14 protein-coding genes are annotated in these 15,056 nt (G+C 70.8%); 10 read left to right on the top strand and 4 right to left on the bottom strand.

What is annotated here, in order from left to right:
* Positions 1 to 15: 15 nt before the first annotated feature.
* Positions 16 to 621 (bottom strand): TetR/AcrR family transcriptional regulator, encoded by a 606-nt coding sequence (locus AB0472_RS22180; protein WP_366358195.1) that lies wholly within the window; start codon positions 619 to 621, stop codon positions 16 to 18.
* A 164-nt stretch (positions 622 to 785) separates the two neighbouring features.
* Here AB0472_RS22180 and AB0472_RS22175 point away from each other — a divergent pair, with 164 nt between their 5' ends.
* From AB0472_RS22175 to AB0472_RS22165, 3 genes are all read left to right on the top strand, one after another.
* Positions 786 to 1,958, top strand: coding sequence for an ABC transporter permease (locus AB0472_RS22175; RefSeq protein WP_366358194.1), 1,173 nt, complete (start codon positions 786 to 788; stop codon positions 1,956 to 1,958).
* A gap of 75 nt (positions 1,959 to 2,033) precedes the next feature.
* A complete protein-coding gene (locus AB0472_RS22170; protein ID WP_366358193.1) occupies positions 2,034 to 2,414 on the top strand; it encodes a helix-turn-helix domain-containing protein in 381 nt (126 codons plus the stop codon).
* A gap of 100 nt (positions 2,415 to 2,514) precedes the next feature.
* Positions 2,515 to 3,180 carry a nitroreductase gene (locus AB0472_RS22165; RefSeq protein WP_366358322.1) on the top strand — a complete coding sequence of 222 codons (666 nt, stop codon included), beginning with the start codon at positions 2,515 to 2,517 and terminating at the stop codon, positions 3,178 to 3,180.
* Between the two features lie 36 nt (positions 3,181 to 3,216).
* Here AB0472_RS22165 and AB0472_RS22160 read toward each other — a convergent pair whose 3' ends face one another.
* The 3 genes from AB0472_RS22160 to AB0472_RS22150 are packed head-to-tail and all read right to left on the bottom strand — an operon-like array spanning position 3,217 to position 7,153.
* Complete coding sequence (locus AB0472_RS22160; RefSeq protein WP_366358192.1) at positions 3,217 to 4,011, bottom strand: ferritin-like domain-containing protein; 795 nt, start codon at positions 4,009 to 4,011, stop codon at positions 3,217 to 3,219.
* On the bottom strand, positions 4,011 to 6,329 hold the full coding sequence (locus AB0472_RS22155) for an HAD-IB family phosphatase (RefSeq protein WP_366358191.1): 2,319 nt from the start codon (positions 6,327 to 6,329) through the stop codon (positions 4,011 to 4,013). Before AB0472_RS22155 ends, AB0472_RS22160 begins: the two co-directional genes overlap by 1 nt.
* A complete protein-coding gene (locus tag AB0472_RS22150; RefSeq protein ID WP_366358190.1) occupies positions 6,326 to 7,153 on the bottom strand; it encodes a hypothetical protein in 828 nt (275 codons plus the stop codon). Before AB0472_RS22150 ends, AB0472_RS22155 begins: the two co-directional genes overlap by 4 nt.
* Before the next feature lie 206 nt (positions 7,154 to 7,359).
* Between AB0472_RS22150 and AB0472_RS22145 the strand changes: the two genes are divergently transcribed.
* The 7 genes from AB0472_RS22145 to AB0472_RS22115 all read left to right on the top strand — a co-directional run bounded on the left by AB0472_RS22145 (position 7,360) and on the right by AB0472_RS22115 (position 15,054).
* Entirely contained in the window at positions 7,360 to 8,178 is an 819-nt protein-coding gene (locus AB0472_RS22145; RefSeq protein WP_366358189.1) for an SDR family oxidoreductase, read from the top strand.
* 135 nt (positions 8,179 to 8,313) lie between these two features.
* Positions 8,314 to 8,970 (top strand): lysophospholipid acyltransferase family protein, encoded by a 657-nt coding sequence (locus AB0472_RS22140; RefSeq protein WP_366358188.1) that lies wholly within the window; start codon positions 8,314 to 8,316, stop codon positions 8,968 to 8,970.
* Positions 8,967 to 10,679 (top strand): FAD-binding oxidoreductase, encoded by a 1,713-nt coding sequence (locus tag AB0472_RS22135; RefSeq protein WP_366358187.1) that lies wholly within the window; start codon positions 8,967 to 8,969, stop codon positions 10,677 to 10,679. The genes AB0472_RS22140 and AB0472_RS22135 overlap by 4 nt, the downstream gene beginning before the upstream one ends.
* A gap of 161 nt (positions 10,680 to 10,840) precedes the next feature.
* Positions 10,841 to 12,466, top strand: a complete 1,626-nt coding sequence (locus tag AB0472_RS22130) for a cytochrome b N-terminal domain-containing protein (protein ID WP_366358186.1) — start codon at positions 10,841 to 10,843, stop codon at positions 12,464 to 12,466.
* Positions 12,467 to 12,517: 51 nt separating this feature from the next.
* The gene (locus tag AB0472_RS22125) at positions 12,518 to 13,165 is read left to right on the top strand and encodes an HAD family phosphatase (RefSeq protein ID WP_366358185.1); all 648 of its coding nucleotides are present in this window, start codon (positions 12,518 to 12,520) and stop codon (positions 13,163 to 13,165) included.
* 3 nt (positions 13,166 to 13,168) lie between these two features.
* The gene (locus AB0472_RS22120) at positions 13,169 to 13,747 is read left to right on the top strand and encodes a DUF5134 domain-containing protein (protein WP_366358184.1); all 579 of its coding nucleotides are present in this window, start codon (positions 13,169 to 13,171) and stop codon (positions 13,745 to 13,747) included.
* Positions 13,748 to 13,848: 101 nt separating this feature from the next.
* Positions 13,849 to 15,054, top strand: a complete 1,206-nt coding sequence (locus tag AB0472_RS22115; protein ID WP_366358183.1) for an acyl-CoA dehydrogenase family protein — start codon at positions 13,849 to 13,851, stop codon at positions 15,052 to 15,054.
* Positions 15,055 to 15,056 lie beyond the last annotated feature (2 nt).

The following is a 15,056-nucleotide window of genomic DNA, read 5'->3' as shown; positions in this document are numbered from 1 at the left end:
CGGGGACGGGACCGCTCAGCGCTCGCCGCCCGGCCCCGGCCACAGCGCCCGCACCGCGTCCGGCACCTCGGCCACGACGGCCTGGTCGAGCAGGGCCACTTGGAGAATGTAGCCGGGGAGCACGGAGAGCATCGTCGAAGCGATCCCCTCGGCCGTCGCGGTCGTCGGCAGAGCGCCCCGCTGCTGGTTCTCACGGACCAGGGTGACGAGGTTGGCGCGTATCCCGCCCATGAGGTGGTCGAGCTTGTCCGCCAGCGAGCGGTTGCGCATGGCCTCTCCCCAGACCAGGACCGCGAGACCGGCCACGTCCTCCTCGGCGGACTTGGCCCGGATCACGTCGAGCAGTTCCGCCATGACCTCCCCCATGGACCGGCCCTGCCGGTTCACGGCCACGGCGACCGTGATGTCGAGGACGTCGCGCATGTTCTCCTCGGCGATCGCGAGGATCATCTCGTCCTTGCTGGTGAAGTGCCGGTACACCGCACCCGCGGACAGCCCCGACTCCGCGAACAGGTCCTGCATGGACGTGGAGTGGAACCCGTCACGGAGAAAGCAGCGGCGCGCCGCGTCCAGGATCTGTTTGCGGCGGGCGTCCATGTGCTGCTGGGTGACCTTGGGCATGTGATCAGGCTATCAAAGAAAACGAACATTCGTGTTGACGCTGGCCGACCCGGCAGGCCAGACTGGGCCCTCAAGAAAAACGATCATTCTTTTTTGTGAGAGGGCAGGCCGTGAGGAACCCCTTGTCAGGACACCGGACATGGCGGGAAGTAGCCATTGCCGCCGTGGCGCTGCCCATAGTGATCACGCTGGCGGTGATGGCGTTCGCCTGGCCGGCGGGGCGGATCGCGCCGCGCGACGTCCCGGTCGGGATCGTGGGCACCGGGCCGGCCGGTCAGCACGCGGTGGAGGCCCTGACCCGGCAGCAGCCCGGCGCCTTCGACTTCCGCCTCTATCCCGACCAGCAGGCGGCGCGGTCGGCGATCAGGGACCGGGAGGTCTACGGCGCCCTCGCCGTCTCCGGGGGCAGCGTCACGGTGCTCAAGGCCAGTGCCGCAAGCCCCTCCGTGGCCCAGCTTCTGACCGACGTCGGACAGCAGTTGGCGGACAAGGCCACCCAGCAGAAGGCCGCCCTGCAGAAGGCCGCCGAGCAGAAGGCCGCTCAACTGAAGGCCGCCGAGCGGAAGGCCGGCAGTACACGTTCCCCGGCGAAGACCCACCGGCAGGAAGCCGCCGGTACCGATTCCCCGGTTCAGGTCCTCGCCAAGTCGGTCGACGTGGTGCCCGTCGCCGCGGACGACCCACGCGGCGCGGTGTTCAGCTCGTCGGTCTTCCCGCTCACCATCTGCGGCATCCTGATCGGGGCGTTCGTCACGATGGCCCGCGGTCTGGCCCGCCCGCGGCACCGCGTGCTGACCCTTCTCGTCGCCTGCGCCGTCGCGGCTCTCGGCGTCTATCTCGTGGCCCAGGGATTCCTCGGGGCGCTCCCCCACAACCACGTGGCCACATGGGCGGTCCTGACGCTCGACCTGCTCTCCGTCAGTGCCACCGCCGCCGGTGTGATCCGGCTCCTGGGGCCGGCGGGCCTCGGGCTCAGCGCCGCGCTGATGGTCTTCGTCGGAAACGCCTTCTCCGGCGCCACCTCCGCTCCGGAGCTGCTTCCCAAGGGTGCGGACGACGTCGGCCAGTGGCTGCCACCGGGCGCCGGAGCCGGCCTGCTGCGCGACACCGCCTACTTCGACGGCAACGCCGGCACCGGTCACCTCGCCGTGCTCGTCCTGTGGACCGTCTGCGGGCTCACAGCCGTCATGTGCGGGCACTGGGTCATCAGGGAGTCCCGCGCCACCACGACCGGGACGCCGGCATCCGGCGCACCGCTCCCGGCACTGCCCGGGTCCGGCTCCGCCCTGGCGGTCCGGCGTCACGCGCACGCCCGTGGCCATGACGGCGAGGACTGACACCCCGAGCGCTTCGTGAGGGCGAGCTGTCGCACCGCGACGGCTCGCGCCGCCGTACCGGAACGGACACCCACCATGCCCACCCCACAGGACCCCCACCCGGCACACCGGCCCGGACATCCGCGGTACGCGGGCTCCTCACCGGCCGTCGCCCGGGCCTTCGACCTGCTCAGCAACGGCTGGAACGGCCTGATCCTGATGGCGCTGGCCAACGGGCCGGCCGACGCCGCACGGATCCGCGCGCGCGTCCCCGGCATCAGCAGCCGCACGCTCGCCCGGCGGCTGCGGGAACTGACCGCGATCGACCTGGTCACCCGGGAGGCGCGGACCGGACCGTCGGCGCGGCCCCGGTACGCGCTCTCCGCGCACGGCAGCGCCTTCCTCGTCCCCCTGGCCGTTCTGTTCCTCTGGGCGGAGGACCACCTTCCGGCGAGCACCGCACAGGGCGCGGGCTGACCCTCCCGCAACTCCCCCCCGTTCCGGCCCTACCATGTCCCTTCGCGGCCCTCCGGCCGACCAGGGCGGCGGTGCACCGGACGAGGGAGCCTGGTTGATCTTGGACGTCTACGAGGCAGTGACCAGCCGACGAGCCGTACGTGGATTCACCGACCGGCCCGTCCCGAGGGAGGTGCTGGAGCGGGTGCTCTCCGCCGCGGCCTGGGCGCCCTCCGGATCGAACCTGCAGCCGTGGCGGGTCTACGTGGTCACCGGCCGGCCGCTGGACGAACTCAAGGAACTCGCAGGCGTACGCGTGGCCGCGTGCGACCCCTGGGACGAGCGGGAGTACGAGATGTACCCGCGGACACTGAAGTCCCCCTACCGCGAGCGCCGATCCGCCTTCGGTGCCGAGCGCTACAGCTCGCTCGGCATCGGCCGCGAGGACTGGGAGGCGCGCCAGCGGGCGGCCTCCGCGAACTGGGACTGCTTCGGCGCGCCCGCCGCCCTGTTCTGCTACATCGACCGGGACCTGGGCCGGCCCCAGTGGTCCGACGTGGGAATGTATCTGCAGACCGTGATGCTGCTGCTGCGCGCCGAAGGCCTGCACAGCTGCCCGCAGATGGCGTGGTCGGTCTATCGCAGGAGCGTCGCGGAGGTCCTCTCGCCCCCCGACGACCTCATCCTCTTCTGCGGCATGTCGATCGGATACGAGGACGCCGCCGTGCCCCACACCCGTACCGGCCGGGCACCGCTCGAACAGACGGTCACCTTCGTCGACGGCTAGGCCTCGGCCGACCGGGGGCACTCGGGCGTCGCGGCGTCAGGACGCGATGCCGCGGCTGTCCATGGCGTCCTCGACGATGTGCAGCCCCTCCAGGCCCGGCAGTTTCGCGATGTGCGCATCGATGCCGCGGACGAGCTTGCGGCCTTCGGGGCCCGCGAAGAGGTGCGTCATGACGTACGTGACCTCGGTCTCGGGCATGACGCCCGAACCGACCGGGCCCCAGGCCCTTTCGAGCGCCAGGCGGGCGACCACGCGGGCCTTCCTGCTCGCGGCGAGCCGGTCGCGTGCCTGCGACGCGTAGAACGCGACATGCTTCGTCTCCTGCTGAGCGATCCGCTTCAGCAGCGGTACCAGCACGGGGTGGCTCTCCAGCGCGGCGAGCCGGTGGTAGGCCGCGGTCGCCGACCACTCGTTCGCCGCCCCCCACGCCATGTGCACGGCGACGAAGTCGTTTCCGACCAGCCGTCCCATCACCGTCTGCTTCACCGTCCCCAGGCGGTCCCTCCAGCCGAGCCTGAGACGGGTCGCCTTGAGTTCGTCGAAGTCGACCCGGAGGCCGTGCCGCTCCAGCACGGCCGCGAGCGCTTCGCCGTGCCAGAACTCCTCGCGGTTCCACATCGTCATGAAGGCGCCCACCGCGGGCTCGTCGTGGGACGGGGTGGTCAGCAGATCACGCAGATAACACACCGTGTGGTATTCGATGTCACACATGTAGCGCAGGGTGCGCAGCGTCTCCTCGGGCAGCGGGTTGCGCTCGAACTCCTCGAAGTCGAGGTCGGCCCACTGCACGCCGGTGGAGTTCCTCGTGTACTTGTCCATGTCGAAGGCCATCAGTCGCCCTTCCCGTCGGTGCGCGCCGGAGCCGTCGTCACCCGGGCCGCGACGACCTCGCGGCGCGCCCGCGAACCGCCGCTCCGCCAGCGGTGGATGTCCCAGTTCCTCCTGTGTGACTCGCGCGCCAGCCCGGCGTCCGGGTTGATCGCCGAGGGCCGGCCCAGCAGTGACAGCCACGGCAGGTCGCAGTGGCTGTCGCCGTAGCCGTAGGAGGCGGTCAGGTCGTAACCGCCTTCCTCGGCGTACCGCTGGAGCCACGCGGCCCGCGCCTCGTCCACCAGCGGCGGCTTCGCCAGGTAGCCCGTGAGCACCCCGTCCCGGACGTGCATGGAGCTCCCGACGACCTCGTCGAACAGGTCGGCGAGCGGAGCGGCGAGAAGGGCGACCGAGCCGGTGACCAGCACCGTGCGGTGGCCCGCCGCACGGTGCTCACGGATGCGCGCGACGGCGTCGGCGCTCGTGTGCCGCAGCATCGTGTCGGCGTAGCCGCGCCGCACCACGTCCTCCAGCCGGGCGAGGGGCATACCGCGGTAGCGGCGCAGGAAGGCGCGGATGAACTCGCCGCGGTCGCGTCGCTCGTCGCGAAGGTAGCCGGGCAGCGAGACGAGCAGGTCCGCCGCCTCCTTCGGCCAGGCCGCCTTGCGCAGGCCCGTGGTGCGCACCCAGAGGTACTGCTCGACGATGTTGGAGTCGACGACGGTCCGTTCGAGATCGAAGACGGCGAGTACGTCGGTGCGCCGCGGCAGTTCGGGCCTCGGGCGGGCGGCCGTCGGGCGGGCGGCCGCGGCCCTGCGGCGCCGGTGGGCCGCCGTCAGCCCGCCGATGGCGGGGAGGTGCACCTTCTGCAGGTACTCCTCCCAGTCGATCCGCTCCACGTCGAAGCCCCGGTCCTCGCGCACCCCGGCCGGGAGGGCGTGGTGCAGCGCGCGGGCGTTGCGGTCGTCGAAGACGATCTCGGTCTGCGCGTACGCGCGGTAGAGGTCGACGAAGTTGCCGAGGGTGGCGATGCCGGCGCGCAGCCTGGCGTTCCGGGTCGCGAGAGCCCGGGTGCGCTCGTCGTTCGGCATCAGCCGCAGCGCGGCGTCCCACAGGTCGGCCTTGGCCCCGGCGAGCCGGAGGCCCCGGTTGAACCGGCGCTCGCCCGCGAACTTCCAGACCGGCACCTCGACGAATCCGTCGTCCTGCGCAACCGGGTGCCGTGTGTAGTAGTCGCGTACGTTCTCGTACATGCGGTGGAACGGCAGCGGGTTCGACGCGCCCGAGGCGATGTGGAAGTACTCCGGCTCGTCGGCCGGGGCCGGGTTGGCCGCCACGGCCAGGATGGCGTTGACGACGAAGTCGACGGGGATGACGTCGAGGATCGAGTCGGGCAGCCCCGGGAAGTCGGGCAACTGGCCCCGGCCGTAGGCGAAGATCAGCGGATCGGCGACCTTGAAGCCGTCGATCCAGCCGGGGAACGGATGGTGGAGCGCGCTCTCGATGATCGCGGGCCGGACCACCGAAAGCCGGTGACCGGCCTCGCCCCAGAGGTCCTCCGCGGCCCGTTCGGCGAGTGCCTTCGTCAGGGTGTAGACGTCGGTCCACCCCAGGCTCTGCGCGCGCCGCCGGCCGGCGGCGACGAGCTGGGAACGCACCCATTCGCGCCGCGCGTTCTCGCTCGCGCGGGCAGCCGCGATCGGGCCCTCCTTCCCGTGGTCGCCGCGGGCACGGGACATGAACCGCTCGAGCATGGCCGGCTCCCGCGAGGTGAGTTCGGTCTGCTGGTGGGTCCGTGTCGCCAGGGTCCACTCGGTGTGCCAGAGGACATCGTGTTCGAGCCTGGCCTCGGGCACCACGCCACGCCGGAGCCCGCCGACGTAACAGGTCGACACGTGGACGACGTGCGGGTCGGATCCGGACGCGAGCAGGGCCTCGTAGAGACCGACCGCGCCGTTGACGTTCGTGTCGAACGCCTCGTGGATGGGCGGGTCGAACGAGACGGTCGACGCCGAGTGGATGACGACGTCGAGGTCGGAGGGCAGCTCGGGGATGCTGGTCATGCTGCCGTCCAGCACGGTGACCCGTGCCCGGACGATGCGCTCGGCCTCTTCGGCGCCCACGGCGTCCCGCCAGCGCCGGAAGACGGGTTTGCGCAGCAGTTGCCGGAGCCGGTCCTGCCCGGTCTGGCTGCCCTTGCGGCGCACGAGGAGCGAGACACGGGTGGCGGGGTGGTCGGTGAGCAGCCGCTCGAGCACGGCCTGGCCGACGAAACCGGTGGCGCCGGTCAGCAGGACATGTGCGTCGCCGAGTTCGGTGTTCGCGTGGTGCGGTGTCACGGAAGGAGCCTCGATTCCACGGTGGACGCGACACCGGGACGGATGCCGGGGAGCGCGGCGACCATCCCGCGGATACGGCGTGCCTCGGCCCGTCCGTTCCGGTCGCCGAAGACATGGCGTTCGAAGAAGGCGCGCTCGTGCTCGGCGCGGCCGGCCGAGCCGAGCGGCCAGGCGGTGTGCCGGAGTGCCCGGCAGGTGATGCGCCGGGCGCGGGCCGAGGCACGCAGCCGGCGCTCCGCCTCCTCGGCGAGGAAGCGGATGTGCCGGCGCTTGATCTCCACCACCGGGTCGACGATCGACGCCATGGCGCAGGACACCCCGGCCAGCCGCCGGTAGGCCGCCTGCGTGATCCATTCGTCCACGAGGCCCGTGGTCACGTGTTCGGCGACGATCTGCGTACCGGTGACGTTGGCGACGAGGGAGCGGCGGACCGGGCCGCGGCGTTCCCGGCGCTCCGCCCGTGCCCGCCGTGCCGGACCGTCGCTCGACGGGAGGTCACGGGCGGCGGGAGAAGCGTCCAGGACGGCGTCGAGGGCGTCGGCCGTCCAGAACCTCTCGAACATCCACGTGGTGAGGAAGGCGGTGACCCGGGCGTCCTTGTGCGTCGCCGTGACGAGGAGGTCGCGCACACGGTGCAGCGTCGTACGTTCCATGTCGCGCAGCGCGCGTACGAGTCGGAGGGAGTCGGCGTCGAGCGGTTCGTCGGCGAGCGGCCCGAGGTCGAGCCGTCCGCGGTGGCTGCCGTGTGCCGTACGGGCGAACTCCCGCACGTCGAAGCCCACCGGCTCGGACGGCACGGTCGTCGTCTCGTTGTTCGAGTTCATGCACGGGCTTTCTGGACGGGAGCGGGGAGACACTGCGCGATCGCCCCGGAGCCTGCGAGAAGCCGTCGGGGGCCGTCATCTGAGACCGGGCGACCGGCACATGTGTGACACCGTCCGTCTCCCCCGTGTGCGGATGCCGGTGTCACAGGACGGCGGCGTGGCCGGTCTAACGCGATGACCCCAGAGACGAAAGGTGTGTCACACGCGTGGACTCAGCCATCTGCAGTCGCGGTACCCGGGTCGCACTCGTCACCGGTGCCACGTCGGGGATCGGGGCGGCGTTCGTGCACGCCCTGGCGGACCGCGGCTGGGACCTGGTCCTGGTGGCGCGCGACAGGGAGCGGCTCGGCCGGGTGGCGGCCGAGCTCGAAGCCCGGGGCCGTGCCGTCGAGGTGCTGCCCGCCGACCTGTCCGACCGTGGCGACACCGAACGTGTCGCCGCCCGGCTGCGGGACCCGGCCCGTCCGGTGGACCTGCTCGTGAACAACGCCGGTTTCGGCGTGCGCGCACCGCTGACCGCTGCCGACACCGCTCCGCACGACCGGGCGATCGAGGTCATGGGGCGGGTGGTGCTGGTGCTCGCCGGCGCCGCCGGGCGCGCCATGCGCGAACGGGGGCACGGTGCGATCGTCAACGTGTCGAGCACGGCCGGGTTCGTCACGATGGGGAGCTATTCGGCGGTCAAGGCCTTCGTGACCGTGCTCTCGGAGGGACTGGCGAACGAGCTCCGCGGAAGCGGCGTCACCGTGACGGCACTCTGTCCGGGCTGGGTCCGCACCGAATTCCACACCCGGGCGGGAATCCGCTCGTCGGGCGTTCCTGACCTCCTCTGGCTCGACGCCCGCCGAGTCGTCGAGACGGCGCTGCGCGACGTGCGCCGCGGACGGGTGCTCTCCGTGCCGGATCTCCGGTACCGGTCGCTCATCTGGCTCACACGTCATCTGCCCCGCCGCACCGTGCGGTGGATCTCGCGACGGATCTCCTCCAGCCGCGACTCCAGCCGCGACGGCGGTCTCACTCACTGAAGGAATCAGTGCGGGCGTACCCGCACGGGAAGGACGCGGATGCCTGCGGCGATACGCGACCGGTTCACCTCACGCTCACACGCTGCGGCGCGGTTCGTCGCACAGCGGGGGCTCTTGAAGCCCCTCGTCTGGAGCGTGACCAGCGTCACGGTGCTCGGGCGGGAGCGGTTGGCGAACGTCGAGGACTCATATGTCGTCGTCGCCAATCACACCTCGCACCTCGACGCGCCACTCATCATGGGCGCGCTGCCGCGCCGGCTGGCGCGCTACCTCGCGGTCGGGGCCGCCGCGGACTACTTCTTCGACGTGTGGCGGCGGCGCGGCCTCACGGCCCTCTTCTTCAACGCCTTCCCGGTCGACCGTACCGGCGTGACCGCGCGCGCGGTGGACGCACGCGGAGCGAGCGCGCGCGGAGTGAGCGCCAAGGCCCTGCTGAACCGGGGAGTGCCGCTCCTGATCTTTCCCGAGGGGACCCGATCGCGCGACGGTTCGCTCGGCACGTTCAAGCCGGGTGCGGCGGCGCTCGCCTCGTCCGCCGAGGTGCCGGTGCTGCCCGTCGCGCTCATCGGCGCGCACGCGGCGCACCCCCGCGGATCGAACTGGCCGAAGCCCGGCCGGCTGCCGGTCGGGGTCGTCTTCGGCGAACCGCTCACCGCTCTTCCCGGCGAGTTGAGGACCGAGTTCACCGAGCGCATCCGCTCGGCGATCCTCGCCCTCACCGAGGAGAACTCCGACCGCATCCTCGGCGTGAGGACCACCTCGCGTCGTGTACCCGAAGGAGACCGTTCGTGACCGAACCCAACGAGCCCACCGGCCGCGCCGGCACGACGCGCACCGCCGATGTGACACACATGAAGTGGTGGGGCTGGGGCGTGGAAGGTGTCGGCTTCCGGCACGAGGACAAACCCGATTTCGCGCCGTTCGTGCAGCGGGCCGTCGGCCTCGATCTCCGGACGGCCGAACGCACCACGGAACGGCCCGACTTCTCGCGGCTGAAGGTGCCCGCCTCGACGGTGCCGGAGGAGTTCGTCGCGCTCCTCACGGACCTCGTCGGAGCCGGGAACGTCCTGGTGGACGACCTGTCCCGGCTCGTCCACACCTACGGCAAGAGCCTGCGCGACCTGGTCCGCATCCGGGCCGGCGAACTGGCGCGCAGTCCAGACGTGATCGTCTACCCGGCCGACGAGGCGGAGGTGCGGAGGGTCGTCGACGCGGCCGTCGCGGCGGACGCCGTGATCATTCCCTTCGGGGGCGGCAGCAACATCGCGGGCAGCCTGGAGCCGCATCCGGACGAGTCCCGGGTGGTCGTCTCGCTCGACCTCGGCCGCCTCGACCGGGTGCTCGAGATCGACTCCGGCTCCGGTCTGGCGCGTGTCCAGGCAGGGGCGCTGGGGCCCCATCTCGAGGCCCAACTCAACCGGGAGGGCTGGACGATGGGGCACTTCCCGGACTCGTTCAGCCACTCGTCGCTGGGCGGTTGGGTGGCCACGCGATCGTCCGGAATGCAGTCGGACAAGTACGGCGACATCGCGGACATCGTCAAGGGGCTGCGTGTCGTGCGGGCCGGCGGGGTCCTGGTGGTCCGAGCCGTTCCGAGCGCGTCGACCGGGCCGAGCGTCCGGGAGATGGTGGTGGGCTCCGAGGGGCGGCTCGGCGTCATCACCGAGGTCACCGTGCAGGTGCACCGGCTCCCGGCGGAGCGGGCCATCCACGCCTACTTCTTCAGGGATCTCGACCACGGGCTCGCGGCGATGCGGGAGATCGCGGAGAGCGACGTCTCGCCGTCGGTCACCCGCGTCTCGGACGCACACGAGACGGCCTTCTCCCTGGCGACGGCCAAGGAGTCGAAGGGCATACGGAGGACGGCGCAGGCCGGTCTCATGGCGTACCTGAGGAGGCGGGGCTGGAACCTCGACGAGATGTGCCTCTCCTTCATCGGCTTCGAGGGCGACGGGGCCCATGTGAAGCGGCAGAAGTCGATCGTCGACCGGATCGTGCGCAGGCATCACGGCATCGGCGTCGGCAGGGGGCCCGGTGCGCTCTACGACCAGAAGAAGTTCGACACGCCGTACATCCGCGACTTCCTGCTCGACCGCGGTGCCGCCGGCGACGTGAGCGAGACCGCCGGTCCGTGGTCGAAGCTCCGCGGCATCCACGCGGCGGTCTACGAGGCGGCCGACCTCGCCTACCAGAGGATCGGCCGCACCGGCTGGACCATGTCGCACATGTCGCACTCCTACCACTCCGGCGCCTGCCTCTACTTCACCTTCGCCTTCGTCTTCGGTGACGACCCGCTCGGCGAGTACGACACCGTCAAGCACGCGATCCAGCAGGCGTTCGTCGACGCCGGCGGCACCCTCTCGCACCACCACGGGGTGGGCCTGGAGCACGCGCCCTGGCTGGCGGAGGACATCTCGCCGCAGGGCGTCGCGCTCGTGTCGGGCCTGTTCGGCGCCGCCGACCCGGGCGGCAACTTCAACCCCCGCAAGATCGTGGTCTGACCGGGCGCCTCGGGGGCGGGCCTGTCACATTCCCGCCCCGCGCCCGGTCATAGGGGTGAAAGCAGTCATGAGCCTGCTCGCCCGAGGAGTGCGGATCAGGCACCCCAGGCTCATGGCGTCACGAACTCCCTTTCGGGCCGGGTGAGGAATGGTTGCCGGGCATGGATGATCAGATCCAGCAGGAAGAAACGGGCGAAGGAGGCGGTGGGGAGCGCGTGGCCCGCTGGGCGGAGGGACGCCTGGGGCCGTACAGCCTGATACGGGCCAGAGCACGCAGGGCTTTTCCGGACCACTGGTCCTTCCTGCTGGGGGAGATCTGTCTCTACAGTTTCGTCGTCATCGTCGTGACCGGGGTCTATCTGACCCTCTACTTCCATCCGTCGATGAAAGAGGTGCAGTACAGCGGAAGTTACCCGCCGTTGCGCGGGCGGACGGTGTCGGAGGCGTTCGACTCGACCATGCACCTCTCCTTCGACGTCCGGGGCGGCCTGCTGATCCGGCAGGCGCATCACTGGGCGGCCCTGGTGTTCATCGGGGCGATGCTCGCCCACATGATGCGCGTGTTCTTCACCGGCGCCTTCCGCAAGCCCCGTGAATTCCAGTGGCTGTTCGGCTTCCTGTTGCTGGTCCTCGGAATGTTCGGAGGGCTCACCGGATACGACCTGCCGGACGACCTCCTCTCCGGAACCGGGCTCGCCGTCGTGAACGGGACGATCCTCTCCGTACCGGTCGTCGGAACCTACCTGTCGATGTTTCTCTTCGGAGGCGAGTTCCCGGGCGGTGAACTGGTGGCGCGCTTCAACGCCATCCATGTTCTGGTCATCCCGGCCCTCATGGTGGGGCTGCTCGTGGGCCATCTGATCCTGCTGCTCCACCACAGGCACACGCAGTATCCGGGCCCGGGGCGGACCAACAGGAACGTGGTGGGCCCACCGTTCAAGGTCCGGGCGGTGAAGTCCGCGGGCTTCTTCTTCCTGGTCGCCGGCGTCATCTTCGCGATCGCGGCACTCACGCAGATCAACCCCATCTGGTTGTACGGCCCCTACCGCGCCGACCAGGTCTCGGCCGGGTCGCAGCCCGACTGGTACATGGGCGTGGCGGACGGGCTGCTGCGCGTCATGCCCGGCTGGGAGATCGCCCTCCGGGGGCACACCCTGGCCCTGGACAACCTGGTTCCGCTGGTGGCAGGCGTCGGCTTCTTCCTGGCCCTGGGCGCCTACCCGTTCATCGAGGGCTGGGTGACCGGGGACGGCCGTGATCAGCACCTTCTCGACAGACCGCGCAACCGGCCCGTGCGCACGGCGCTCGGAGTCGCCTGGATCAGCTTCTACGTGGTGTCGCTCGTCGGCGCCGCGAACGACATCATCGCCACCCGGTTCCACCTCGCGGTCGAGTCGGTGACGTGGGCGGTCCGCATCGGCCTCCTCGTCGTGCCGGTCCTGGCCTACGCCGTGGCGAAGCGGTGGGCCCTCGGTCTGCAACGCGCGGACCGCGACAAGGTGTTGCACGGCCGCGAGACAGGTGTCATCAAGCGCTTGCCGCAGGGCGAGTTCGTCGAGGTGCACGAGCCTCTCGGTCAGGCGGAGCTCCACCTGCTCACCCAGCACGAGCAGTACACGCCGATCGCACCCGGCGCGGACGACGGCCCGGGCGGCCGGGGCGCGGGCGCCCGCCTCGGCCGGCGCCTGCGGGTCGGGCTCAGCCGCGCTCTCTACGGCGAAGGCTCGCAGATCCGCAAGCCGACCCTGCCGGAGTACCGGGAGATCACCGACAAGCACCGTGTGTGACAACGCCGTCCGGCTGCCGGCAGACGGTGTGGGAGAGAGGTTCGGAAGACTGTGCCGAGAACATGTCTCATAGTGGACTTCGGCGGTGTGCTCACGACGTCGCTCGACGAGGCGGTGCGTGGCTTCGAGGCCCGCGAGGGCCTGCCCGCGGGGGCGGTGGAGCACGGCTGGTACCAAAACCCGGCGATGGTGGCGCTCACCCACGACCTGGAGCGTGGCAGGGCCACCCAGTTCGACTGGAACCGGCGTATGGGCCGGGCGCTGGGCGTCGACGGTACCGACCTGCTGGGCCGTGTCTTCGCGGATTCCCGTCTCGACGGATCCATGGTGTCGCTCCTGGCGCGGGCCCGCGCCGGCGGGCTGAAGACGGGTCTGCTGTCCAACAGCATGGGTCTGGCGCCGTGGAACATGTACCACGGCTTCGACATCGACGCGGCCTTCGACGCGGCCTTCGTCTCCGGGCGGCACGGGCTGCGCAAACCGGAGCCGGACGCGTACCGGCTTCTGCTCTCGATGCTCTCCTTGCCCGGCGAGGAATGTGTCTTCGTCGACGACAACGCGGAGAACCTGCCGCCCGCCGAGGCCCTGGGGATGGCCACGGTGCTGCATCGCAGCGCGGAGCGCTCCACGACGCTGCTCGGGGAACTGTTCGGCGTCGCCCTCAGGCCGGAACCCGGTACCGCGTTCGCGCCGGTGTAGGGCATGAATGCCACTGATGTCGTCCACTGCCTGCTGACCGTCCTGTTCTCGGTGGCCGCCGTCCGGGCGCTCCGCCAGGGTGTCCGGTCCCCGGCCGGCGGTTGCCGCGACCGCGTCGACCACCTGCTGCATGCCGCCATGGCGCTGGCCATGGCGGTGATGCCGTGGCGCCTCGGCGGCGTCCTGCCCGCGCTGCCGCAGTCGGTCTTCTTCGCCGCCGCCGCACTGTGGTTCCCGTGGACCGCCGTCAGGAGCGGCCGGGAGGGGCGGTTGGCGGCCACCGTGCGGCGACTGCCCTACGCGGTGGGCATGGCGGCGATGACCTGGATGTCCTACCGCGCGGCGGGTCATCAGGGGCACGAGACCATGGCCGGCGGCCTTCCGGCCGACGACGACGTCACCTGGGTGCTGGCGCTGTACCTGCTCATCTGTGCCCTGCGCTCGCTGACCCGCGACATGCCCGCACTGCGCGCGACCACCGGGACGGCCGGCGACTGCGCCGGTCCCAGGAGCGTGTACGACAACTTCTGGGACGGGGTGACGGCCATGGGCACGGTGGTCATGCTCCTGATGCCCCACTGACATCCCGGCCGCGCGAACCCGGTGTGCCGGCAGCCGTCACACACCGGCCGGCCCGTCGGTCAACTGGTGGTCCCGGAACCAAGAGCCACCAGGAGAACGACATGACCATCACTTCCGCCGCGCTGTCGGACGACCTGCTGGGCGCGGACTTCTACCGCTACGAAGCGCTTCTCCCGGACGGGGAGCGCGAGATACTGCGCAAGGCCCGCGTCTTCCTGCGCGACGAGGTGAAGCCGCTGGTCAACGGGTACTGGGCCAAGGGCGAGTTCCCCGTGGAGCTGATCGAGAAGTTCCGCGGGAGCGGCCTGACCGCCCTGTCGTACGAGGGATACGGCGATCACCTGCCCGCCGCGAGCCATCTGCTCGGCGGCATGCTCGCGATGGAGATGAGTCGCGTCGACGCCTCGGTCGCCACCTTCTTCGGCGTCCACAACGGGCTCAGCTTCTACTCCGTCTACACCGGCGGCGACCAGGAGCAGCGGGACAGGTGGCTGCCCGCCATGGCCTCGATGGAGAAGATCGGCGCCTTCGCCATGACCGAGCCGCTGGGCGGCTCCGACGTCTCCGGCGGCATGCGCACCACCGCCGAGCGCCGGGGCGACACCTGGGTCCTCGACGGGGCCAAGCGGTGGATCGGCAACGCCACCTTCGCCGACCACGTCGTGGTGTGGGCGCGGGACGTGGCCGACGACCAGGTCAAGGGCTTCGTCGTCGAGAAGGGCACCCCCGGGTTCGTGCCGGTGAAGATCGAGGGCAAGATCGCGCTCCGGATCGTCGAGAACGCCGAGATCACCCTGACCGGCGTACGGGTCCCGGAGGCCAACCGCCTCCAGAACATCAACTCCTTCAAGGACGTCGCGGAGATCCTGCGGTTCACCCGCAGCGGTGTCGCCTGGCAGGCGCTGGGGGTCATGATCGGCGCCTACGAGCTCGCCCTCGCCTACGCCAAGGAGCGCCGGCAGTTCGGGCGGCCGATCGCCGGGTTCCAGATGGTGCAGGACCTGCTGGTGCGGAGCCTGGGCGACATCACCGCGTCGTGGGGCATGCTGGTGCAGCTCGCCCGGCTGCAGGACCAGGGCGTCTTCCGCGACGACCACTCGGCGCTGGCCAAGGGGTTCGTCACGTCCCGGATGCGGGAGGTCGTCGCCGCCGCCCGCGAGATCTTCGGCGGCAACGGCATCGTCCTCGACCACGACGTGGCACGGTTCTTCGCCGACGCCGAGGCCCTCTACTCCTACGAGGGCACCCGCCAGATGCAGACCCTCATCGTCGGCAAGTCCATCACCGGGCAGAGCGCCTTCGTGTGAGC

The organism is Streptomyces sp. NPDC086777 (assembly GCF_040702065.1).
Taxonomy (GTDB): domain Bacteria; phylum Actinomycetota; class Actinomycetes; order Streptomycetales; family Streptomycetaceae; genus Streptomyces.
This window is presented reverse-complemented; position numbering and strand designations above follow the sequence as displayed.

Excerpts from the sequence above, each read along its gene's own strand:
- AB0472_RS22180 (WP_366358195.1), bottom strand. The coding sequence starts at position 621 with ATGCCCAAGGTCACCCAGCAGCACATGGACGCCCGCCGCAAACAGATC.
- AB0472_RS22170 (WP_366358193.1), top strand. The coding sequence starts at position 2,034 with ATGCCCACCCCACAGGACCCCCACCCGGCACACCGGCCCGGACATCCG.
- AB0472_RS22160 (WP_366358192.1), bottom strand. The coding sequence starts at position 4,011 with ATGGCCTTCGACATGGACAAGTACACGAGGAACTCCACCGGCGTGCAG.
- AB0472_RS22150 (WP_366358190.1), bottom strand. The coding sequence starts at position 7,153 with ATGAACTCGAACAACGAGACGACGACCGTGCCGTCCGAGCCGGTGGGC.
- AB0472_RS22130 (WP_366358186.1), top strand. The coding sequence starts at position 10,841 with ATGGATGATCAGATCCAGCAGGAAGAAACGGGCGAAGGAGGCGGTGGG.
- AB0472_RS22120 (WP_366358184.1), top strand. The coding sequence starts at position 13,169 with ATGAATGCCACTGATGTCGTCCACTGCCTGCTGACCGTCCTGTTCTCG.
- AB0472_RS22115 (WP_366358183.1), top strand. The coding sequence starts at position 13,849 with ATGACCATCACTTCCGCCGCGCTGTCGGACGACCTGCTGGGCGCGGAC.